19 protein-coding genes and 1 pseudogene are annotated in these 23,127 nt (G+C 50.6%); 4 read left to right on the top strand and 16 right to left on the bottom strand.

Going from position 1 to position 23,127, the window contains the following annotated elements; genetic code table 11:
* Window positions 1–25 precede the first annotated feature (25 nt).
* The 3 genes from glpX to glpF form a co-directional block, all read right to left on the bottom strand.
* A complete protein-coding gene (gene glpX, locus AACU19_RS14885) occupies window positions 26–1,036 on the bottom strand; it encodes a class II fructose-bisphosphatase (RefSeq protein ID WP_105279110.1) in 1,011 nt (336 codons plus the stop codon).
* A 230-nt stretch (window positions 1,037–1,266) separates the two neighbouring features.
* Complete coding sequence (glpK, locus tag AACU19_RS14880) at window positions 1,267–2,775, bottom strand: glycerol kinase GlpK (RefSeq protein WP_105279109.1); 1,509 nt, start codon at window positions 2,773–2,775, stop codon at window positions 1,267–1,269.
* Window positions 2,776–2,797: 22 nt separating this feature from the next.
* Entirely contained in the window at window positions 2,798–3,643 is an 846-nt protein-coding gene (gene glpF, locus AACU19_RS14875) for a glycerol uptake facilitator protein GlpF (RefSeq protein WP_000084268.1), read from the bottom strand.
* Window positions 3,644–4,067: 424 nt separating this feature from the next.
* On the opposite strand from glpF, the gene zapB reads away from it, so the two are divergent.
* Window positions 4,068–4,313, top strand: coding sequence for a septal ring assembly protein ZapB (gene zapB, locus AACU19_RS14870; RefSeq protein WP_001296623.1), 246 nt, complete (start codon window positions 4,068–4,070; stop codon window positions 4,311–4,313).
* Between the two features lie 38 nt (window positions 4,314–4,351).
* Here zapB and AACU19_RS14865 read toward each other — a convergent pair whose 3' ends face one another.
* The 8 genes from AACU19_RS14865 to priA all read right to left on the bottom strand — a co-directional run bounded on the left by AACU19_RS14865 (window position 4,352) and on the right by priA (window position 13,280).
* Complete coding sequence (locus AACU19_RS14865) at window positions 4,352–4,978, bottom strand: hypothetical protein (RefSeq protein WP_123057342.1); 627 nt, start codon at window positions 4,976–4,978, stop codon at window positions 4,352–4,354.
* Between the two features lie 348 nt (window positions 4,979–5,326).
* On the bottom strand, window positions 5,327–5,812 hold the full coding sequence (rraA, locus tag AACU19_RS14860; RefSeq protein ID WP_000872908.1) for a ribonuclease E activity regulator RraA: 486 nt from the start codon (window positions 5,810–5,812) through the stop codon (window positions 5,327–5,329).
* A gap of 92 nt (window positions 5,813–5,904) precedes the next feature.
* On the bottom strand, window positions 5,905–6,831 hold the full coding sequence (menA, locus tag AACU19_RS14855) for a 1,4-dihydroxy-2-naphthoate polyprenyltransferase (protein WP_000139496.1): 927 nt from the start codon (window positions 6,829–6,831) through the stop codon (window positions 5,905–5,907).
* A gap of 66 nt (window positions 6,832–6,897) precedes the next feature.
* Complete coding sequence (hslU, locus tag AACU19_RS14850) at window positions 6,898–8,229, bottom strand: HslU--HslV peptidase ATPase subunit (protein ID WP_001293344.1); 1,332 nt, start codon at window positions 8,227–8,229, stop codon at window positions 6,898–6,900.
* Window positions 8,230–8,238: 9 nt separating this feature from the next.
* Window positions 8,239–8,769: an ATP-dependent protease subunit HslV gene (gene hslV / locus AACU19_RS14845; protein WP_000208242.1), complete on the bottom strand. Its 531-nt coding sequence runs from the start codon at window positions 8,767–8,769 to the stop codon at window positions 8,239–8,241.
* Window positions 8,770–8,861: 92 nt separating this feature from the next.
* Window positions 8,862–9,809, bottom strand: coding sequence for a cell division protein FtsN (gene ftsN / locus AACU19_RS14840; protein WP_039021498.1), 948 nt, complete (start codon window positions 9,807–9,809; stop codon window positions 8,862–8,864).
* Between the two features lie 91 nt (window positions 9,810–9,900).
* On the bottom strand, window positions 9,901–10,926 hold the full coding sequence (gene cytR / locus AACU19_RS14835; RefSeq protein WP_000644901.1) for a DNA-binding transcriptional regulator CytR: 1,026 nt from the start codon (window positions 10,924–10,926) through the stop codon (window positions 9,901–9,903).
* Between the two features lie 155 nt (window positions 10,927–11,081).
* On the bottom strand, window positions 11,082–13,280 hold the full coding sequence (gene priA, locus AACU19_RS14830; RefSeq protein ID WP_105279108.1) for a primosomal protein N': 2,199 nt from the start codon (window positions 13,278–13,280) through the stop codon (window positions 11,082–11,084).
* 202 nt (window positions 13,281–13,482) lie between these two features.
* Here priA and rpmE point away from each other — a divergent pair, with 202 nt between their 5' ends.
* Window positions 13,483–13,695, top strand: a complete 213-nt coding sequence (rpmE, locus tag AACU19_RS14825) for a 50S ribosomal protein L31 (protein WP_000710769.1) — start codon at window positions 13,483–13,485, stop codon at window positions 13,693–13,695.
* 60 nt (window positions 13,696–13,755) lie between these two features.
* On the opposite strand, the gene AACU19_RS14820 is transcribed toward rpmE, so the two are convergent.
* Together AACU19_RS14820 and metJ are read right to left on the bottom strand one after the other, a co-directional pair.
* The gene (locus AACU19_RS14820) at window positions 13,756–14,364 is read right to left on the bottom strand and encodes a YiiX family permuted papain-like enzyme (protein WP_105279107.1); all 609 of its coding nucleotides are present in this window, start codon (window positions 14,362–14,364) and stop codon (window positions 13,756–13,758) included.
* Window positions 14,365–14,423: 59 nt separating this feature from the next.
* The gene (gene metJ / locus AACU19_RS14815; protein ID WP_000852812.1) at window positions 14,424–14,741 is read right to left on the bottom strand and encodes a met regulon transcriptional regulator MetJ; all 318 of its coding nucleotides are present in this window, start codon (window positions 14,739–14,741) and stop codon (window positions 14,424–14,426) included.
* 276 nt (window positions 14,742–15,017) lie between these two features.
* Between metJ and metB the strand changes: the two genes are divergently transcribed.
* Both metB and metL read left to right on the top strand, forming a co-directional pair.
* On the top strand, window positions 15,018–16,178 hold the full coding sequence (gene metB, locus AACU19_RS14810) for a cystathionine gamma-synthase (RefSeq protein WP_105279106.1): 1,161 nt from the start codon (window positions 15,018–15,020) through the stop codon (window positions 16,176–16,178).
* 2 nt (window positions 16,179–16,180) lie between these two features.
* On the top strand, window positions 16,181–18,613 hold the full coding sequence (gene metL / locus AACU19_RS14805) for a bifunctional aspartate kinase/homoserine dehydrogenase II (RefSeq protein WP_000110774.1): 2,433 nt from the start codon (window positions 16,181–16,183) through the stop codon (window positions 18,611–18,613).
* 231 nt (window positions 18,614–18,844) lie between these two features.
* Here the strand turns inward: metL and AACU19_RS14800 are convergent.
* The 3 genes and pseudogenes from AACU19_RS14800 to AACU19_RS14790 all read right to left on the bottom strand — a co-directional run.
* A pseudogene (locus AACU19_RS14800) lies at window positions 18,845–19,690 on the bottom strand (nucleoside-specific channel-forming protein Tsx); the annotation flags it as partial.
* A 78-nt stretch (window positions 19,691–19,768) separates the two neighbouring features.
* Window positions 19,769–21,388, bottom strand: coding sequence for a bifunctional metallophosphatase/5'-nucleotidase (locus tag AACU19_RS14795; protein ID WP_105279105.1), 1,620 nt, complete (start codon window positions 21,386–21,388; stop codon window positions 19,769–19,771).
* A 40-nt stretch (window positions 21,389–21,428) separates the two neighbouring features.
* The gene (locus AACU19_RS14790; RefSeq protein ID WP_001261171.1) at window positions 21,429–22,979 is read right to left on the bottom strand and encodes a bifunctional metallophosphatase/5'-nucleotidase; all 1,551 of its coding nucleotides are present in this window, start codon (window positions 22,977–22,979) and stop codon (window positions 21,429–21,431) included.
* Window positions 22,980–23,127: the final 148 nt, after the last annotated feature.

Raw genomic sequence — 23,127 nt, 5'->3', positions numbered from 1 at the left:
TGGAAGGCTCAATCGATCAAATCACTCAGAGAATGTGCACCTGCATTTCCGGGTCTTTACGATCCAGATAGTGGATGGACTGAATGCGGCGAATGGTGCGTGACTTGCCGCGGATCAGCAGTGTTTCGGTGGTGGCGATATTGCCTTTGCGGCTAATACCTTCCAGCAGATCACCTTTGGTGATGCCAGTGGCAGAAAAGATGACGTTGTCGCTGCGCGCCATATCGCCCAGACGCAACACTTTACCCGCTTCGATACCCATCGCTTTGCAGCGCACCAGCTCCTGCTCACCAATGCGGCGATTTTCTTCGTTGTCGCCTTTGACGTCATGACGTGCCAGCAGACGACCATTCATGTCGCCATCTAATGCGCGGATCACCGCCGCAGAAACCACGCCTTCCGGCGCGCCACCAATGCCATACAGCACGTCAACTTCGCTGTCTGGCATACAGGTGAGAATCGAGGCCGCAACGTCACCATCCGGAATGGCAAACACGCGCACGCCGAGTTGCTGCATTTCTGCGATAACGGCATCGTGGCGTGGTTTAGCCAGAATCGTTACCGTCAGTTCGCTCAACGGTTTGCCGAGCGCCGCCGCAACATTGCGCAGGTTATCTGCCAGTGGCAGATTCAGGTCAATGGTGCCTTTGGCTCCCGGTCCGACGATCAGCTTCTCCATATACATATCCGGCGCGTTGAGGAAGCAGCCTTTATCGCCTACTGCCAGCACCGCCAGCGCGTTAGCCTGGCCCATCGCCGTCATGCGCGTGCCTTCAATCGGATCAACAGCAATATCTACCGCATCGCCGCGACCGGTACCGACTTTTTCACCAATGTAGAGCATCGGCGCTTCGTCGATTTCACCTTCACCAATGACGATGGTACCGTCAATGTTGACCTGGTTGAGCATAATGCGCATGGCGTTAACCGCTGCGCCGTCCGCGGTGTTTTTATCGCCGCGTCCTAACCATTTGTAGCCAGCCAGCGCCGCAGATTCGGTGACGCGGGAAAATTCGATGGCAAGTTCTCGTCTCATAGCAAACTCTAAGCAGTAAGGAATGGCGCGAAGTGTAGCACAGGGGAAGGGCAGGATTATTGATGTGTGCGGGGGTTGCCCCCGCACGATTTCAGAGTCTACGACATGCCGGATGCGGCGTGAACGCCTTATCCGGCCTACACAAAATGGCATCGGCTCGTAGGCCTGATAAGACGCGTAAGCGTCGCATCAGGCGATCAGTATCAGGCAATTGGTTCAGATGCCTGATATTACTCGTCGTGTTCTTCCCACGCCATCGCGCGTTTGACCGCTTTTTTCCAGCCAGCGTAACGGTAATTACGCTCGGTGGTTTCAATGCCAGGACGGAACTCGCGCTCAATCACCGCTTTCTCTTGCAGCTCGTCGAGGTTCTGCCAGAAGCCTACCGCCAGACCAGCAAGATAGGCCGCACCCAATGCGGTGACTTCGCGCACTTCCGGGCGCTCAACGCGCGTGCCGAGAATATCGGACTGGAACTGCATCAGGAAATTGTTCGCCACTGCGCCGCCATCCACGCGCAGGGCGTGTAGACGAATACCAGAATCGGCCTGCATCGCTTCCAGCACGTCACGCGTCTGATAAGCAATAGACTCCAGCGTCGCGCGTATAATGTGGTTAGCGTTCACTCCACGAGTCAGACCGAAAATCGCCCCGCGCGCATACGGATCCCAGTACGGCGCACCCAGCCCGGTAAAGGCCGGAACCACATACACACCGTTGGTGTTTTGCACTTTGGTGGCGAAATATTCGGAATCGTAGGCGTCGTTAATCAACTTCATCTCATCACGCAGCCACTGAATGGATGCGCCCGCCATAAACACCGCACCTTCCAGCGCATAGTTTACTTCGCCAGTTGGGCCACAGGCGATGGTGGTCAGCAGGCCGTTTTCTGATTTCACCGCTTTCTCGCCGGTGTTCATCAGCATAAAGCAGCCAGTGCCATAGGTGTTCTTCGCCATCCCTTCTTTCACGCACAACTGACCGAACAGCGCCGCCTGCTGGTCACCGGCGATCCCGGAGATTGGAATACGCGTGCCGCCTTTACCACCAATGTTAGTCTGACCGTACACTTCGGAAGAACGACGCACTTCTGGCAGCATCTCGCGCGGAATATCCAGCACCTCCAGCATTTTGTCGTCCCAGTCCAGGGTATGGATGTTGAACAACATGGTACGAGAGGCGTTGGTGTAATCGGTGACGTGGACACGGCCCTGAGTCATTTTCCAGATAAGCCAGGTATCAACGGTGCCAAACAGCAGTTCGCCGCGCTTAGCACGCTCGCGAGAGCCTTCCACATGGTCGAGGATCCACTTCACTTTGGTGCCAGAGAAGTACGGGTCAATCACCAGACCGGTATTGCTTCGAATGTATTCTTCCATGCCATCGCGCTTGAGATGCTCGCAGATCTCGGCGGTACGACGACACTGCCAGACAATAGCGTTATAGATAGGCTTGCCGGTTTCTTTTTCCCAGACAATAGTGGTTTCACGCTGATTCGTAATACCGATAGCTGCAATTTGATCGGAACTGATATCGGCTTTCGCCAGCACTTCTACCAGCGTGGAGCTTTGGGTGGCCCAGATTTCCATTGGGTCGTGTTCTACCCAGCCTGGTTTTGGGTAGATTTGCTCAAATTCGCGCTGTGACACGCTAATGATATTGGCATCGTGATCCATTACGACCGCGCGGGAGCTGGTGGTGCCCTGGTCGAGCGCAACGATATATTTTTTTTCAGTCATGTTTAATTGTCCCGTAGTCATATTACAGCGAAGCTTTTTGTTCTGAAGGAGTTGTGGTCTCCTTTTCTTCCACAACACAGATATCGCAAGGCAAATGGCGACCAATCAGTTTGCGATAGGCAAATGCACCTACAATCGCGCCAACGATAGGGCCAAAAAGCGGCACCAGGAAGTAAGGAATGTCTCTGCCGCCGGTAAAGGCGACATTGCCCCAGCCCGCCAGCCAGGCAAAGACTTTCGGACCGAAGTCACGCGCTGGGTTCATGGCAAAGCCCGTCAATGGGCCCATAGATGCGCCAATGACCGCAATCAGTAGACCAATCAGCAAGGGAGCCAAAGGGCCGCGTGGTACACCGTTGCCATCGTCCGTTAACGCCAGGATCAGCCCCATCAGAATAGCGGTAATCACCATCTCAACTGCGAAAGCCTGCACAAAATTGATATGAGGATTCGGGTAAGTAGAGAAAGTGCCAGCCAGATCAACACTTTCAACGCTGCCGCGAACAATGTGATGAGTCTGTTCGAAGTCGAAAAATAAATTGTAGTAAAGCCCGTAAACTAAAGCCGCAGCGCAGAAAGCGCCGGCAACTTGTGAAACGATAAAAGGAATAACTTTGCGCTTGTCGAAACAGGCAAACAGCCACAATGCAATGGTAACAGCGGGGTTAAGATGCGCGCCGGAAACCCCTGCGGTCAGGTAGATGGCCATTGCCACCCCCAGTCCCCAAATGACACTGATTTCCCACTGACCAAAAGACGCACCAGCGACTTTTAGTGCTGCAACGCAACCCACACCGAAAAAAATCAACAACCCGGTACCGAGGAATTCAGCAATGCACTGGCCTTTCAAGGTTGATGTTTGACTCATAATCGGATCCTGAAGAGTTAATGTTTGTTGTATGCGTGAAAGTCACGGACCTCCACGATGCTTGTAGGCATGCTGTAAACTTATCGTTAACGAGCAAAAACGAGAAATATCGAACTTAAAATGTGTGTGCTTCGTCATAAAATGAGCGTTATCGCGCCATTTATTCCATCTGATTGTACATGATGCATGTTTGTTAGATCATTCGCGCAACAAATTTATTAACATTTTCGATTTGCGTGGATTATGTCTCCAGGAGAAGGATGAAAAGTGTGGCAAACCGTAATCTGCAAGGCGTGCCGCTGGACAGCGATGGCGCGGCTTCATACAATCGGAGCTAACTAAAGTGCGCTCGTATTTATTAAGGCGTCACCGGTAATCGGGACGAGGATTTTTATCCATCAACGCCTTGCAATTCAGGAGAGGTATGACAATGTCATTAGAAGTGTTTGAGAAACTGGAAGCAAAAGTACAGCAGGCGATTGATACCATCACTCTGTTGCAGATGGAAATCGAAGAGCTGAAAGAAAAAAACAACTCACTGTCGCAGGAAGTTCAAAATGCCCAGCATCAGCGCGAAGAGCTGGAGCGTGAGAACAACCATCTGAAAGAACAGCAGAACGGCTGGCAGGAACGTCTGCAGGCCCTGCTGGGTCGCATGGAAGAGGTTTAATCTCTTCCACGCAGAGGCGCCGCAAGGCGCCTTATTTTTTACTTCACTGCATTTTTAGCGGAAAGCATAATCTCCATCGCCTGTTGGCGATATTTATCTGCCGTATCTGGCGCCATTAATGCAATGATCCCCACAGCCCTGGGGGTGTCTTCAAGATAAACACTGATGGTTCTTTTCTGCTGACCATCAAAATTTATCAACACATCCTGATACTTACAGGTGAAATGTTTGGCATTACAATCATGAAACTGGAAGGCTTCCTCATTGTATTGATCCTTGAGATTGTCTCGCTGCTTCTTCTTTAACGCTTCCAGCGGGTCATCGGCGCTACGTCCTGCGGGCAGGCGGAAAGCAGAAATGAAGACGCTATTATCCTCACTTCTTATATCAATGGTTTTATTAGTACTAATGGAAACCGTATTCCAGTGTCGGTTCGGGATAGTCACGGTTATCGCAGCATTCTCAAAGGTATATTGCCACGGGGTAAACATACGAAACGTATTGCCGACTTTGGATAAAAGCAGGATTCCCAATACCCAACAGCACCCGCGAGTAAAACTGGCGAAGTTACGTTTTTTTTTAATAAATGCGCACAGAATACCTGACACAAGCACGGGAAGTAACAACGGCCCCAGAAATACTGAACCGATATACTCGCCAACCATGCCAGGATCTCCAGACAGTAGGTTGCTGTGCTGAAGATGACTAAGAAAAGTAGTTATTATCCATAGTATTAATAAGATAACGTATCTCATATCAATCCCTTATTATATAATACGTTCGCTACTAACGATGATTCATATCCCTATTCCCAGAATAGTTAATTTACCATATAGCATTAATTTTTAATGCTGCATATTTTTATGAAATGATTTATCGATAATTAATTTATATTGTCAGATGTGAACTATTGATATTTAAAATGAATTAAATAAAAACAAACGATAGTCTTTATGAATATTTTGCATATAAAAAAGGGGAATTTAATTCCCCTTTTAACGCATGGCAGGTACTTATTCAATATCCAGCGGATCTTCTGAAAGAATAATTCCGGTATTGTCGGCATAAAGATGGTCACCGGAGAAGAAGGTGACGCCGCCAAAATTAACGCGGACATCGCTTTCGCCAATGCCTTCGCCAGCGGCACCGACTGGAATTGCTGCCATCGCCTGGATGCCGATATCCAGCTCTTCCAGGTCATCTACCTGACGCACCGCGCCGTAAATGACCAGGCCTTCCCATTCATTTTGTACTGCCAGACGCGCCAGCTCAGCATCGACCAGTGCGCGACGAACAGAACCACCGCCATCAACGACGAGAACACGACCACGGCCATTCTGTTCGAGCAGATCGTACAGCAACCCGTTGTCCTCGAAACATTTTACCGTGATTATTTGTCCGCCAAACGACGCCCGTCCGCCAAAGTTGGAGAACAGCGGTTCCACGACGTTAACATCTTCTTGATAGATGTCACAAAGCTCGGAAGTATCGTATTTCATAGGCTTAACATTCAGTTGCTGCGAGAATTTTCAGTATATCGCGCTATGTGGGCTGTTGGCAAAATCATCAATTGTTAATTGATATTTGTCAGTTATGCTGCCCACTGGCTTAGGAATATCCCTAAAACAAACAGCAGGTTAGTCAGTAACGCTCCCTTGACAGTGCGTTCCAGCATCGGTCGCATCGCCACCGGGTCCATTTCCCGCATCACATAACGGGCTTGCTTCACCAGTAATGGTGCCGCCAGCAGGAACAGCCAGCCCCACAGGCTATGCAGTGAAAAGAGATTAAACAGCGCCAGACACACCAGAGAGCCCATCAGCAGGCAGGCATGGTAACGACGCGCGTTCACTTCACCTAAGCGCACTACCAGCGTGTTTTTGCCATTCTCGCGGTCGCTATTGATATCACGCAGGTTATTAATGTTCAGAACCGCTGTTGCCAGCAGGCCACAGGCGGTCGCCGGAAGGATCAACGCCGGAATCAACGTATGAGCCTGTAAATACCAGCTGCCCATGACGCTCAACCAGCCAAAGAAAACCAGTACGGAAATATCACCCAAACCGATATAACCATAAGGACGATTGCCCACGGTGTAGGTGATAGCGGCAATGATCGACAACCCGCCAAGAATCAGGAAACCGACAAAATCGGCCAGCGTATGGCACGCCACTGCAACCAGTGCCAGCCCGGAGAGACAGATGAGCACGACGGTAATAATGAGCGCCCGTTTCATCTCTTGCTGGGTAATGACCCCTTTTTGCATGCCGCGTAGCGGTCCGATACGGTCAGGTTTATCGCTGCCTTTTACTGCATCGCCGTAATCATTAGCGAGGTTAGAGAGAATTTGAAGCAGTCCGGCGGTAATCAGTGCCAGCAGGGCGACCAGCGGATCGAAGTGACCTTGCCACCATGCCAGCGCCGTCCCGACGATAATTGCAGCAAAGGCGAGGGGGAGGGTTTTAGGTCGTAAACTTTCCAGCCACGCCTGAGTTCGGCTAATTTGTTGTTCAGTCATAATACGCGCCAATAAAAATGGGGCCTTTCAGCCCCATCAAACAATGATGAAAATGATTGAACGCGATTATAGGATAAAACGGCTCAGATCTTCATCTGCCACCAACGCATCCAGATGTTTGCTCACATAATCTGCGTCAATAGTGATGGTTTGACCGCTTAAATCGCTGGCGTCGTAGGAAATCTCTTCCATTAAACGCTCCAGAACAGTATGTAAACGACGAGCACCGATGTTTTCGGTAGATTCGTTCACCTGCCATGCTGCTTCCGCGATCCGCTTAATACCGGAGTCGGTGAACTCGATATTTACGCCTTCAGTCGCCATCAGTGCTTTGTACTGCACGGTGATAGAGGCATTCGGTTCGGTCAGAATACGCTCGAAGTCGCTGGTGGTCAGTGCCTGCAGTTCAACTCGGATTGGCAGACGACCTTGCAGTTCCGGGATCAGGTCAGACGGTTTCGCAATCTGGAACGCGCCAGAAGCGATAAACAGAATGTGGTCAGTTTTGACCATCCCGTGTTTGGTGGAAACGGTGCAACCTTCTACCAGCGGCAGCAGGTCACGCTGAACACCTTCACGAGAAACATCCGGACCGGAAGACTCGCCGCGCTTACAGATTTTGTCGATTTCGTCGATAAACACGATCCCGTGCTGCTCAACAGCGTCGATAGCGTCTTGCTTCAGCTCTTCCGGATTCACCAGTTTCGCCGCTTCTTCTTCAATCAGCAGCTTCATGGCGTCTTTGATTTTCAGCTTACGCGCTTTTTGTTTCTGACCACCCAGGTTCTGGAACATGGACTGCAGCTGGCTGGTCATCTCTTCCATTCCCGGAGGCGCCATAATTTCAACGCCCATCGGTGCTGCGGCAAGATCGATCTCGATTTCTTTGTCATCGAGCTGGCCTTCACGCAGTTTTTTGCGGAATGCCTGACGAGCAGCGGACGGTTCCTGCTGTTGTTCGGTCTGTCCCCAGTTGTTTTTAGCCGGTGGGATCAGCACGTCGAGAATACGTTCTTCTGCCAGTTCTTCAGCGCGATAACGGTTTTTCTCAATAGCCTGGACGCGTACCATTTTCACGGCGGCATCGGTCAGATCGCGGATAATAGAATCCACTTCCTTACCTACATAGCCCACTTCGGTGAATTTGGTCGCTTCAACTTTAATGAACGGCGCATTCGCCAGCTTAGCCAGACGACGAGCGATTTCAGTTTTACCGACACCGGTCGGGCCGATCATCAGGATATTTTTCGGGGTCACTTCATGGCGCAGCTCTTCGTTAAGCTGCATGCGACGCCAGCGGTTACGCAGTGCAATCGCCACGGAACGCTTGGCGTTATCCTGGCCGATGATGTGTTTATCCAGTTCGCTGACGATTTCGCGTGGGGTCATTTCAGACATGGGAGATCCTTACGCTTTGTAGCTTAATTCTTCGATGGTGTGGAAATGGTTGGTATAGATGCAAATGTCGCCTGCAATATCCAACGCCTTTTCAGCAATTTCACGGGCGCTTAGTTCAGTGTTTTCTAACAGCGCGCGCGCCGCAGCCTGGGCGTAAGGGCCGCCGGAGCCGATAGCAATAAGATCGTTTTCTGGCTGCACCACGTCACCGTTACCGGTGATGATCAGTGAAGCGGTTTCATCCGCGACTGCCAGCAGTGCTTCAAGTTTGCGTAACATGCGATCGGTACGCCAGTCTTTTGCCAGCTCAACGGCGGCTTTGACCAGATGGCCCTGATGCATTTCCAGTTTACGTTCAAACAGTTCGAACAGCGTAAAAGCATCCGCAGTACCGCCCGCAAAGCCCGCGATGACTTTGTCGTTGTACAGACGGCGGACCTTTTTCACGTTACCTTTCATTACGGTATTGCCCAACGTGGCCTGACCATCACCAGCGATGACCACATGGCCGTTACGGCGTACGCTTACTATAGTTGTCACGAGCTGACCCCTTGGTTACGAATACAGAGTACAAACCCCGTACAAAAGTACGGGGCATAATGCAATTATAGATGGGGGGGATTTTGAGGGTTTCAACCCCCGGTAGCGAGTCGAATACAGTTTGTATGACCCGCCATCTTCAGGCGATTCAGGGTGCCGTCGGCATTTTCTTTCCCTTTAATCGGGCCAATCACCACACGATTCCAGCCATTGTTGGTGGTAATTTTCGAGTCAAAGCCTTCGAACGCCAGCTGAGCTCGTACCGTCTCTGCCTGTTCCGCGCCTCGGAACGAACCGCACTGTACCATCCAGCGCCGCTCGTCTTTTTTCTCCGCCGTCGGTTTTGGCGCGTCAGCGGCCCGGCTAACAGGCGCGACTTGCTGTGACTTCGGCTGCGCCGCGGCAGTGTGTGCTGGCGTTTGCAGGAGATCCTGGTACGGCTGCTGAGCCGCCTGGCGAGTCTGCTGCGTCTGGCGCGGTGGTTGCTGCGCTTGCGCGGTACGCGGTTGTTGATATGCCTGCTCAGCCTGACGCTGCTGCTGTTGAGCCGCCTGAATCTGACGCTGTTGTGCCTGACGTTGAAGCGTTTGCTGACGCTGTTCCGGCGTCTGTTCATTCCATGGGACTTCAACCAGTTGCGTTGGTTGCTGGCGCATATCAGCCTGCATTTGTTCAAGAAGCTGACGTTGTTCTGGTGTCAGTTGTTCCGGCGTTTTCACTTCACCACCGGCAGAAGGTTCTGTTGGTGCACGCACACCCGGCTGGCGACTTTCCAGCTCTTTAATGTAGCGCCAGCGTTCTTCTGGTTTCGGTGGTAATCCGTTTCCGGTCACTTTCTGGCTTTGCAGCGTCTCGGACTCTTCTTTCTTGTGATGCGTAATGAAGTACAGACCACCGATAAAGGTCACAAGAACGGCGGCAGCAATAGCGACCATTGCGGGAGAAACCGCAGGCAGATTTCGTTGCTTTTTCCGTGAGGTGCTTTTTTTTCGCCGCGAAGGTGCCGGTTGGCTGCGGCGTACATAATCTCGTTGTGCCACTATCGTTTCGCTGTATTTATTCGTTCGTCAGCCCGCCATGTTACTTAAGCGGCGGGCCTTTGACCAGTCACGGCAGTCTTAAAGGTTTACTTTAAGGTAACGCGCGCGTTGATCCCCGGATGATAAGTTCGCAGTCCATTAAACGAGAGCCACTGCCAACGTGTTGCCCCTGCATTTGATCAAGCAATAACAGCATAGCTTCCCGACCGATTTCGTAACGCGGCTGCGCGATGGTTGTCAGCGGCGGATCACAAAATTGCGTCAGGTCGATGTTATCAAAACCGATTATGGACAGATCATCCGGGACTTTCAGCCCCTGGCGTTTTGCCTGAGAAAGTGCGCCGAGCGCCATTACATCGCTATGGCAGAAGACAGCAGTAGGCGGTTGCGGAAGAGCAAGCAGCTGTTGCATCGCGTTGCTTCCGGCTTCAAAGGAGAAGTCGCCCCGGGCGATGTATTGCGGATCAACCATAATGCCGCAGCGACGCAGCGCCTGAACGTAGCCTTGCAGGCGGTAGTGACACAGCGGCATCTCTTCGGGACCGGCTATACAGCCAATCCGTTTATGACCTTGCTCATATAAATAATTTACTGCATCAAATGCGGCGGTCAGATTGTCGATATGAACTGTAGGCAGCTCCAGTTCCGGTGCAAATTCGTTCGCCATCACCATCGGCGGCAGATTACGCTGTTCCTCAATGCTGGCATCAAACGGCAGCCTTGAACCCAGCAGCAACATGCCATCAATTTGCTTGGTGATGATCAAATCGATAAAGGTTTTTTCCTGCTGATTTTGATGCGCACAGTCGCCAATCAGCACCAGATATCCGTGATTTGCCGCCGTAACTTCGATACCGCGAATAATTTCGCTAAAGAAGGGATCGCAGATATCCGGGACAATCACCAGAATGGTACGGGATTCATTACGCTTGACGTTGCGCCCCATAGGCTGCGGTAAATAACCCACTTCCCGGGCCGCTTTTTCAACCCGATTACGGGTGGCCTGGGAGACTTTATCGGGATTCATTAATGCTCGGGAGACGGTCGCTGTAGAGACTTTTGCCTTGAGGGCAACGTCTTTCATGGTCGCGGCAGTTTCCTGCTTCTTCGCTTTCACACTCACTCCTCGCCCGGCACGGCAGGCGTACTACTTCCATGTTTACTTCACATCGGCAACATTTTTAGCAGATAGCGCGTGAAAACGGTTACAGAATTTTCATGAAAAGTGTGATGAATATTGAATTTTTCGATCCGCCTCGCATCGTGAGCGGTTTAACCCTCAATCGGATCAACATCCAGCACCCATTTCACTTTACGGGAATCCGGTATTGTATTGATGAGCGCCAGCGTACCATTGATGATGTGCTGTAAGCGCACGCGGGAAGGGTGCTGCAACAAAATTTGCCAGCGCCAGCGACCGCCACGTTTCGGAGCCAGCGCCGGAACTGGGCCGAGAACCCAGAGTTTGTCGTCCGCCAGTGGGCTGGAGAGGATGAGATTACGCAGTTGTTGCAGGAACAATGGCGCGTGCTGATTGTTATGATCTTCCGCACGCACAATCACATGGCTGGTCCACGGCGGCAGTTGCATCATGCGTCGTTCAGCCAGCGCCTGTTCGGCAAAAGCGTCGTAGCCTTTATAGAGCAACGTTTGCAACAGCGGATGTTCAGGATGGTGCGTTTGCAGCACCACTTCACCCTGTTTACCCGCACGCCCGGCACGACCGGCGACCTGGGTGTAAAGCTGGGCGAAACGCTCTGCCGAGCGAAAATCGGCAGAAAACAGCGCGCCGTCTACGTCCAGTAATGCCACCAGCGTCACATCCGGAAAGTGGTGACCTTTCGCCAGCATTTGCGTGCCGATCAAAATCCTCGCACCGCCGCGATGTACTTCCGCCAGTTGTTGTTCAAGCGCCCCTTTGCGGCTGGTGGTATCGCGGTCGATACGAGAAATGGGCACACCAGGGAACATTGGCGCGAGCGTCTGTTCAAGCTGTTCGGTGCCCAGCCCCACGGGTACCAGGTGCGTGGAGCCGCAGGAAGGGCACTGGCGCGGTACCGGACGCTGACTGTCACAGTGGTGACAGCGCAGATGCTGTTGCGCCTGATGTAGCGTGTAGTAGTGATCGCAACGCGGGCATTCGGCTATCCAGCCGCAGTCATGGCACAGCAGGGCAGGTGCAAAACCCCGGCGGTTAAGGAAGAGGATAACCTGATTGTCGGCCTGTAAATGTTGGCGCATTCGGGTGATCAATGCCGGAGCCAGCCCCGCCTGCACCTTCTGACCTTTTAAATCCAGCACATGTTGAATTGCGGGGCGCGCATTGCCTGCCCGACGGGTCAGGCGCAGCAGGCGGTATTTTTTCTGCTGCACGTTGCACAACGTTTCCAGCGCGGGCGTTGCGGAACCAAGAATAATCGGGATTTGCTCGCTGTGCGCACGGTACACCGCCAGGTCGCGGGCATGGTAGCGCCAGCCTTCCTGCTGTTTATAGGAACTGTCGTGCTCTTCATCAATGACAATCACACCGAGATTTTTAAACGGCGTAAACAGTGCGGAGCGAGTGCCGATCACAATCGCCGCCTCTCCATTTTTCGCTTTCAGCCACGCTAAAAGGCGCTCACTGTCGTTCAGGCCGGAATGCAGAACTTCTACGGGCGCATTAAAACGTTCACGAAAACGGGCGATAGTTTGCGGCGTCAGGCCGATTTCCGGCACCATCACCAGCGCCTGTTTGCCCTGAGCGAGCACGTTTTCCAGCACGCTTAAATAGACTTCCGTTTTACCGGAACCGGTAACACCCGCCAGCAGCCAGGCAGAGAAGGTATCCGCTGCGCTATGGATGGCGCCAACGGCGGTGGCCTGTTCAGTATTCAATCGCAACCGCTCGCCAGAAACGGCATAGTTCGTGCGCCAGTCGCTAAACTCTGGCGTTTCACTTGCTAAATCACACAGACCTTTTTTGCGCAGCGCCTGCAACGCGGCATCATTAAATTCGAGCGTGGCAACCTGATCACGCCAGATTTTGCCTTGCCGTAACGCTGCCAGCGCCTGTTGTTGCTTGGGTGAGCGTTTCAGGCTGTTCAGATCCACTGCCTGACCTTGTTCAGTGGCAAACCAATACCACATCGGCGCGTTCGCCGCAGGCCGCCCCTGGCGCAGTAAAATCGGCAAGGCATGAAACAGCACATCGCCAATCGGATGATGATAGTAATCCGCGGCCCATAGCAGTAATCGCCAGACGGAGTGAGTAAATACCGGCTCAACGTCCAGCACTTCTACTACCGCTTTCAGCTCGTTAAGCGGCAGCTCGCTGATGTCGCTAACTGACACCACAACCCCGATACGCTCCTGCTGTTTGCCAAACGGCACGCGCACGCGACACCCGGCTTTAACCGTCATGCCTTCTGGCAGCAGATAGTCAAAGGTACGAGGAAGCGGAACGGGCAAGGCAACGTGGGCAACGGGCATAGCATCATCCTGACTTGAAATTCGGTGGGTTAGTATACACATTGCCGTAGAAGAGTGCGGATCAGTTTGCATACGCTGGTTAATTTCTGTATGATTTCGCGCCTTCGTACGAAATGATCGTATTGAAGCTATACTTTTAACATCGCGTGGTGTCTGGCGTTAGGGCTGGAAGAGCGACGCGGCCTTAAACCGAGGTTTTCCCATGAAAAAAGATATTCACCCGAAATACGAAGAAATTACTGCTAGCTGCTCTTGCGGTAACGTAATGAAAATCCGCTCCACCGTTGGTCATGATCTGAACCTCGACGTGTGCAGCAAGTGCCACCCGTTCTTCACTGGCAAACAGCGTGATGTTGCTACCGGTGGCCGTGTTGACCGCTTCAACAAGCGTTTCAACATCCCGGGCAGCAAATAAGACCGGATTTCCGAAAAAAGCGCCGCACGGCGCTTTTTTTGTGTCTGAATTTTGGTCGTATTACCACGAAAACAGCGGCCATTCTTTGGCGACTGTGGTGAGTTGTGGCGCATCGAAAACGGCTTGTGGCGAGACCACCGTTTCCTCAAGCGGAATATTTTTCCCGTAACGTTCTTTGAGCTTCGCCTGAACCAGCGGGTTGCTGAGATCGAACTCTTTCAGTTTTTGCTGTTCACCCACGCGCATTCCCAGTGCGTTCTGGTAAACCTTCCACACTACTTCCGAACAGTACTGGCGATTGTCACTCCACGAGAAGCTGAAATCGTACGGTTTGCCGAGATAACGTTTTGCCGTTTGCGCCAGTTTTTGCTGTTGTTCAACGCTCAGTCCGCCTTCAACGCGGCGAACAACGTATTTGCCCTTTTCACCATGGGCGATCCACTGCTTGAGCGGGGTGTATTTCACCGGGCCGACCGCTTCAAAAACGTAGGGCTTTTTGTTACGCATCACCAGCATACCGGTGTGGCTGTAATCGGAATGGGTCGCCAGTTGGATTGCTTTACTTTGCGATGAGCGAGAGATCTGAAAGATGATGTCGCCAGTTTCCGGCTGCCAGGCAAGGGCAGGCACAGAAACCAGCATGCTGAGGATCAGTAGCCTGTATTTCATAGTTAAACGTCCATGTATGAAAAAAGCGGCTGGTTAACTCCGCGCCGCTCTTTTCCGCTTTAGTATTCCCACGTTTCCGGGTTAATCCCCATCTCACGCATGATCTCTTTTGCCGCTTCCGGGATTTCGTCGCTGCGCTCTTTACGCAGGTCGGCATCATCCGGCAGAGGTTGCCCGGTAAAGGCATGCAGAAACGCTTCGCACAGCAGCTCGCTGTTGGTAGCGTGACGCAGGTTGTTCACCTGACGACGCGTGCGTTCATCGGTGAGGATTTTTAACACCTTAAGAGGAATGGAAACCGTAATCTTTTTGACTTGTTCACTCTTCTTGCCGTGCTCAGCGTATGGGCTGATATATTCGCCGCTCCATTCAGCCATGAGATACTTAATCCTCTTCGTCAATAAATTGAGACCAGACCACACAATTTATGTGGGTACTGACCGTAAACCCGCATAGTTTACCGTACAGGCGTTACCGTGACATCGTGTAATGCACCTGTCGGCGTGATAATGCATATAATTTTAACGGCTATTTGGGATTTGCTCAATCTATACGCAAAGAAGTTTAGATGTCCAGATGTATTGACGTCCATTAACACAATGTTTACTCTGGTGCCTGACATTTCACCGACCAAGCCCAGGGAACTTCATCACATGACGCGTAAACAGGCCACCATTGCAGTGCGTAGCGGGTTAAATGACGACGAACAGTATGGTTGCGTTGTCCCTCCCATCCATCTTTCCAGCACCTATAACTTTACCGGATTTAATGAACCGCGCGCGCATGATTACTCGCGTCGCGGCAACCCAACGCGCGATGTGGTTCAGCGTGCGCTGGCAGAACTGGAAGGCGGTGCGGGTGCAGTACTTACTAATACCGGCATGTCCGCGATTCACCTAGTAACGACCGTCTTTTTGAAACCTGGCGATTTGCTGGTTGCGCCGCACGACTGCTACGGCGGCAGCTATCGCCTATTCGACAGCCTGGCGAAACGCGGCTGTTATCGCGTGCTGTTTGTTGATCAAGGAGATGAGCAGGCATTGCAGGCTGCACTGGCAGAAAAACCCAAACTGGTACTGGTAGAAAGCCCAAGTAATCCATTGTTACGCGTCGTGGATATTGCGAAAATCTGCCATCTGGCAAGGGAAGTCGGGGCGGTGAGCGTGGTGGATAACACCTTCTTAAGCCCGGCATTACAAAATCCACTGGCATTAGGTGCCGATCTGGTGTTGCATTCATGCACGAAATATCTGAACGGTCACTCAGATGTAGTGGCTGGCGTGGTGATTGCTAAAGACCCGGACGTTGTCACCGAACTGGCCTGGTGGGCAAACAATATTGGCGTGACGGGCGGCGCGTTTGACAGCTATCTGCTGCTACGCGGTTTGCGAACGCTGGTGCCGCGTATGGAGCTGGCGCAGCGCAACGCGCAGACGATTGTGAAATATCTGCAAACCCAGCCGTTGGTGAAAAAACTGTATCACCCGTCGCTGCCGGAAAATCAGGGGCATGAAATTGCCGCGCGCCAGCAAAAAGGCTTTGGCGCAATGTTGAGTTTTGAACTGGATGGCGATGAGCAGACGCTGCGTCGTTTCCTGGGCGGGTTGTCGTTGTTTACGCTGGCGGAATCATTAGGGGGAGTGGAAAGTTTAATCTCTCACGCCGCAACCATGACACATGCAGGCATGGCACCAGAAGCGCGTGCTGCCGCCGGGATCTCCGAGACGCTGCTGCGTATCTCCACCGGTATTGAAGATGGCGAAGATTTAATTGCCGACCTGGAAAATGGCTTCCGGGCTGCAAACAAGGGGTAAAAATGAGTGTGATTGCGCAGGCAGGGGCGAAAGGTCGTCAACTGCATAAATTTGGTGGCAGTAGTCTGGCTGATGTGAAGTGTTATTTGCGTGTCGCGGGCATTATGGCGGAGTACTCTCAGCCTGACGATATGATGGTGGTTTCCGCCGCCGGTAGCACCACTAACCAGTTGATTAACTGGTTGAAACTAAGCCAGACCGATCGTCTCTCTGCGCATCAGGTTCAACAAACGCTGCGTCGCTATCAGTGCGATCTGATTAGCGGCCTGCTACCCGCTGAAGAAGCCGATAGCCTCATTAGCGCTTTTGTCAGCGATCTGGAACGCCTGGCGGCGCTGCTCGACAGCGGTATTAACGATGCGGTGTATGCGGAAGTGGTGGGCCACGGTGAAGTGTGGTCGGCGCGCCTGATGTCTGCGGTACTTAATCAACAAGGGCTGCCAGCGGCCTGGCTTGATGCCCGCGAGTTTTTACGCGCTGAACGCGCCGCGCAGCCGCAGGTTGATGAAGGGCTTTCTTACCCGTTGCTGCAACAGCTACTGGTACAACATCCGGGCAAACGTCTGGTGGTGACCGGGTTTATCAGCCGTAACAACGCCGGTGAAACGGTGCTGCTGGGGCGTAACGGTTCCGACTATTCCGCGACACAAATCGGTGCGCTGGCGGGAGTTTCCCGCGTAACCATCTGGAGCGACGTCGCCGGGGTATATAGCGCCGACCCGCGTAAAGTGAAAGACGCCTGCCTGCTGCCGTTGCTGCGTCTGGATGAAGCCAGCGAACTGGCGCGTCTGGCGGCCCCCGTTCTTCACGCCCGTACTTTACAGCCAGTTTCTGGCAGCGAAATCGACCTGCAGCTGCGCTGTAGCTACACGCCGGATCAAGGTTCCACGCGCATTGAACGCGTGCTGGCCTCAGGTACTGGCGCGCGTATTGTCACCAGCCACGATGATGTCTGTTTGATTGAGTTTCAGGTGCCCGCCAGTCAGGATTTTAAACTGGCGCATAAAGAGATCGACCAAATCCTGAAACGTGCTCAGGTGCGCCCACTGGCAGTTGGCGTGCATAACGATCGCCAGTTGCTGCAATTTTGCTACACCTCGGAAGTGGCCGACAGTGCGCTGAAAATCCTCGACGAAGCGGGATTACCCGGCGAACTGCGCCTGCGTCAGGGGCTGGCGCTGGTGGCGATGGTTGGTGCAGGCGTCACCCGTAACCCGCTGCATTGCCACCGCTTCTGGCAGCAACTGAAAGGCCAGCCGGTCGAGTTTACCTGGCAGTCCGATGACGGCATCAGCCTGGTGGCAGTACTGCGCACCGGGCCGACCGAAAGCCTGATTCAGGGGCTGCATCAGTCCGTCTTCCGCGCAGAAAAACGCATCGGCCTGGTATTGTTCGGTAAGGGCAATATCGGTTCCCGCTGGCTGGAACTGTTCGCCCGTGAGCAGAGCACGCTCTCGGCGCGCACCGGCTTTGAATTTGTGCTGGCAGGCGTGGTGGACAGCCGCCGTAGCCTGTTGAGCTATGACGGGCTGGACGCCAGCCGCGCGCTAGCCTTCTTTAATGATGAAGCCGTCGAGCAGGATGAAGAGTCGCTATTCCTGTGGATGCGTGCCCATCCGTATGATGATTTAGTGGTGCTGGACGTTACCGCCAGTCAGCAACTGGCCGATCAATACCTCGATTTCGCCAGCCACGGTTTCCACGTCATCAGTGCCAACAAACTGGCGGGAGCGAGCGACAGCAATAAATATCGCCAGATCCACGACGCGTTCGAAAAAACCGGGCGTCACTGGCTATACAACGCCACCGTCGGCGCAGGTTTGCCGATCAACCATACCGTGCGCGATCTGATCGACAGCGGCGACACTATTTTGTCGATCAGCGGGATCTTCTCCGGCACACTCTCCTGGCTGTTCCTGCAATTCGACGGTAGCGTGCCGTTTACCGAGCTGGTGGATCAGGCGTGGCAGCAGGGCTTAACCGAGCCTGACCCGCGTGATGACCTCTCCGGCAAAGACGTGATGCGCAAGCTGGTGATTCTGGCGCGTGAAGCGGGTTACAACATCGAACCGGACCAGGTGCGTGTTGAATCACTGGTACCTACCCATTGCGAAGGTGGAAGCATCGACCATTTCTTTGAAAATGGCGATGAACTTAATGAGCAGATGGTGCAACGACTGGAAGCGGCCCGCGAAATGGGGCTGGTGTTGCGCTACGTGGCGCGTTTCGATGCCAACGGCAAAGCGCGAGTGGGCGTGGAAGCGGTGCGTGAAGACCATCCGCTGGCATCACTACTACCGTGCGATAACGTCTTTGCCATCGAAAGCCGCTGGTATCGCGACAACCCGCTGGTGATCCGCGGGCCAGGTGCAGGGCGCGACGTCACCGCCGGGGCGATTCAGTCGGATATTAACCGTCTGGCGCAGTTGTTGTAGTGATTATTGAACAAAAGCTGGCAGTTGCCAGCTTTTGTTGTCACCTCTAAACCACCTCCTGCGGAGGTGGTGATTGATTGTCATTTTGCCTTTGGTCAGTGCCCCGGTAATAAGGGGGCTTTTGTGTTGAGCGATGAATTCACAGTGTGAATGGTGAAGTTATTTATGACAATTACAAAATGGCATTAAGTAAAAATATCTAAAACATCACCTGATTTAAAATTGATAACCAATAGTAGTATAGGTTCCCCATCCTGTGTTTTTTAATTCAAATGGACCATCTCCGAAGTTAACTTTCTCCCCAGCATTCCATTGTCCACCGTTGTGAAAATAACGTAGTGTAAATGCAAATTTCCAGTGTTCATATAGCAGGGAAAGGATATGGCTTGAAGCAATAGCATTACTGGTTCGTTTATTATTGTGTGATTTGTCCGCAAGATCGGAGCCAAAATCAAAGTTAGTAAAACTATTGTATACCAATCGCCCTCCGAATAAATGGGTAAGAGGAATGCTATATTTTATTTTGAATCGATATCCGTCCCATTCATTTTCATTAGCGGCACCATAGTTTTGCCACTGATACTTGGCGTATATATTGGCAGAAAGCTTAATTGGTAGACCCGTGTCGATATCTGTACCAAGCCCCATATACCATGTACTTTGCCGGGATGACTGGTTGTCACCCATATCATAGACATAGTTGTTTGCAATGAACCATTCTTTAAAAGGGCCGAACGCAAGATTTAATCCGGTCAATTTGTCAATGGAAAACCGAGGTTCTATTTCCGTAAATAGTGGTGAGCCCTCATCCCAGATCCCAACATCATAGTGACTGCCGACGCCAAAGAATTTTGGTAGATCAACATAACCATAAAAATCAAACCAGTCTTTTCTTCCTGCTACAGTATATTCAGGGTAGAGGTCGTTAGTCAGTCTTGGGCCAAAGCGAGAGTCTGTGCGACCAATGACATTCAAGCTTTGATGTAACCAGCCTTCCTCACTTTTAATTTCCTGAGCGTTTCCAATGCAAGGTATTAATAGAATCGATAAAGCTATCCCGTGCTTTTTTATACACATAAATATATCTCATTATTTATTGTTGATTTAGAGAAAAATAATGCCATTCAGTGAATGAATGGCATTATAATTTTTTTATTATTTGCTAACGTCCACCCGCATTTCATTTACCTGTGCAGGCGTAATCTTGTGGCCTTTCTTCAAATAATCGATCACGACATCGGACATGTTATTTCCGGCGCGGACCTGAACATTTTTCCCTTCTTTGAATGCCAGAAAACCATCGCCCCCCAGTGCAAGGAAAGTCGTTGTTGCAACATGGTAAATATTCGTATCAACGATCTCTTCACCATTAATTTTAAAAGATACTATGCGCTGACCTACTGGTTTCTGCGGGGTATAGCGCATTTCTGCGCCTTTTGACATTTGCAGGATGCCATTGGTAAGCGATGCCCCGTGTTCCAGTAGGTTACGCAGATCCTTACCGCTGAGATCCATTTCAGTAAGTTCATTCTTGAAGGGGAATGTACTGGTAATGTCGCCAAAGGTAATCGTGCCTGCATTTATATCCGCACGTAAGCTGCCGGAGTTTATCAATGCAATCTGTGCAGTCGGAGCAGCGACAAGCATTGCATCGGTAAACAGGTTGCCTAGTTGCGATGACTCACCATAGGCGCGAGTTAATGCAATCGATGATTCACCTACTGGTTGGCGTACAATATCCGCCAGTTTTTTATTCCAGCCATTGATAACTTTTTGTGTCGTTGGATCGGGTATCCATTCATCGGCATAAACTGTTTTCAGCTCAAAGCTCTTCATTTTATGGGTACGAGCTGTAGGGTTGACATCAAGGACTAATTTACCAATATCGATACCGCCACTATCAGTTGAAAGGATTAAGGTGTTGCCGACTTTGATTGGTTCTGGCGTCCCGACGTGGGCATGCCCGGTAATCAGAATATCCAATCCTTTCACCTTGCTAGCGGTTTGAATATCTTTATCAAGAGCGCGTCTAACATCTGTATTGCCAATGCTGGACTGACGCGCCGGAACGCCTTCATGAACCAGCGCCACAGTGAGGTCAACCTTATCACGTAACTCGTCGATATAATGCTGCAAATACTTCACTTCATCACGTGCTTCAATCCCCTGATTCTTAAGGGTCTCGGAAGATTTATCAAAGCGGTTATTATTGTCATTATCGAGTCCCTGGAGAGAGAGCTCCGAGACCGTATCATTAAATGCAAATACGCCGTGTAGCCCAATAATACCAATCTTGATGCCATCTTTTTCCAGGATGGTGTAGGGCTTGTTCCAGAAGGGTTTCTCACTCTCTTTATGATAAACATTGCCCAATAAAACAGGAAAATTCGCTTTGCTTAATTGTCGCAGGGCATTATCCCAGCCATGGTCAAACTCATGATTACCGATTGATACTGCGTCAAAAGGCATGGTATTCATAATGTCAATTATTGCTTCGCCCTTTGTCAGACTGCTGATATAAGGGCCGGTGAAATAGTCTCCAGCATCAAAATAAAAGGTGGCTTTATTTTTCGCTTTCTCTTGTTTTACTAAAGTAGATATATTGGCAAAGCCGCCAATGTCGCGTTTTCCGTCTGCGATATACGGCACTTTATAAGAATCCACATGAGCGTGAAGATCATTTGTATAAATAATCGTGACATCCTGCGCCATGACTGAGACCGAAAAAATAGTCAGCAATGTTGCGGAAAGTAAAGTACGCTGCACTGTTTTCATTCGCATTCCTTGTTAAATAAATAGACTGATAAATGATATTTTATTTGGCGACGTCCATGACTCGTTTAGTTAAGTCTGGGGTGACAGGTTTATGATTTTTGAAATAATCGATGATAGATTCCGCCGAGGTTGTTCCCGGTATCGTCTTCACATTTTTTCCATTCAAAAATGCTTCAAAACCGTCACCACCACTGGCACAAAAGGAGTGCGTGGCAATACGATATGTTTGATTATCTTCCACGGGTTTGCCGTTAATGGTGAAAGAGATTAACCGTTGGTTGAGTGGTTTTTTGCTGTCATAGACAACCGCAACGCTTTTTGAAACCTGTAACACACCGTTAGTTAGATTGGTTGCATGCGTCATCAATGATTTGAGATCGCGGCCCGTCAAATCCATCTCGATGAGGTCATTATTAAAGGGGAATGTGCTAATAACATCTCCCAGTGTGATATCACCTTTAGGAAAATCAGCTCGCATCCCACCGCTATTTTGAAATCCGGCAATGGCATCAGGTGTTTTTTCCATCATTGCATCTAGAATAAGGTTACCGGTAGAAGAAGAACTGCCATACTCACGTGTTAAAACTACGGGAGAATGGCCGACAACTTCCTGTGTTATTTTGTTAAGCTTTACGCTCCATTTATCGATAGTATTTTGAACGATGGTGTCAGGTTTAAATTGATCTGCAAAGATGGTGATTAACTCACCATTATAACTATCAATTTTCTTTGTTTTCGGATTGTAATCAAGCACAAGTTTTCCGATGTCGGTGCCGTATGCATCGGTAGATACAATTAATGTGTTATTAACTTTTATTGGTTGCGGTGTTCCGACATGTGCGTGACCGGTAATTAAGACATCAACACCATTCACTTTTTTAGCTGTCTCAATATCTGCCTGTAGTAGCCGCTCCACATCTTTACTACCAAAGCTTGATTGACGCGCCGGAACACCTTCGTGAATTAGCAAAACGGTAATGTCGACTTTACCTTTTAATTCTGCAAGTGCTTTATTTAAATATTTAATTTCGTCTCTGGCTTCTACGCCTTCACGTGCTTTTGCCGCGACTGTATCATAGAAAGCGAATGCACCATGCAATCCAATCACACCAATCTTTAAACCATCTTTTTCGATAATGGTCCACGGATGATCCCAAACTGGTTTATTTGTATCGGTGTAGTAAATATTTCCCAGCAGAATGGGGAATTTTGCTTTTGATAACTGAGATACCATATTGGGCACGCCGTGATCGAACTCGTGATTACCAACGGACACCGCATCAAAGGGCATGGTGTTCATGATATCAATAATAGCTTCACCTTTGGTCAGGGTACTGATATACGGACCGGTAAAATAGTCGCCTGCATCAAAGAAAAAGACATCTTTGTTTTTTTTCTTCGCTTCATTAACGATGCCTGCAATATTAGCCATACCACCTACAAGTCTGTTCTTATCAACAGCGGGAATTTTTGCCGGATTGACATGTGCGTGAATATCATTCGTATAATAAATAGTAACGTCCTGAGCTAGTATACTGTGAGAAAACATCACGCTGAATATGACTGATAAAGTCGTAAATACAGTTCTCATCATCCCTCCTTGATAGGGGTTGTTACATTGGTTGAATTATTTAAATAAAAGGAACACCGTGTCTTATTTTTATAAGAGCATAGGTCAGGAAAGTATTATGTGATCTTAGTAACAAATAATGTTATTAATTAAACATTGACTGCGATTA

It is taken from the genome of Escherichia sp. MOD1-EC4550 (assembly GCF_963876935.1).
In the GTDB taxonomy this organism is placed as follows: domain Bacteria; phylum Pseudomonadota; class Gammaproteobacteria; order Enterobacterales; family Enterobacteriaceae; genus Escherichia; species Escherichia coli_F.
Note: the sequence above shows the minus strand (reverse complement) of the source record. Positions and strands in the feature narration are given on the sequence as shown.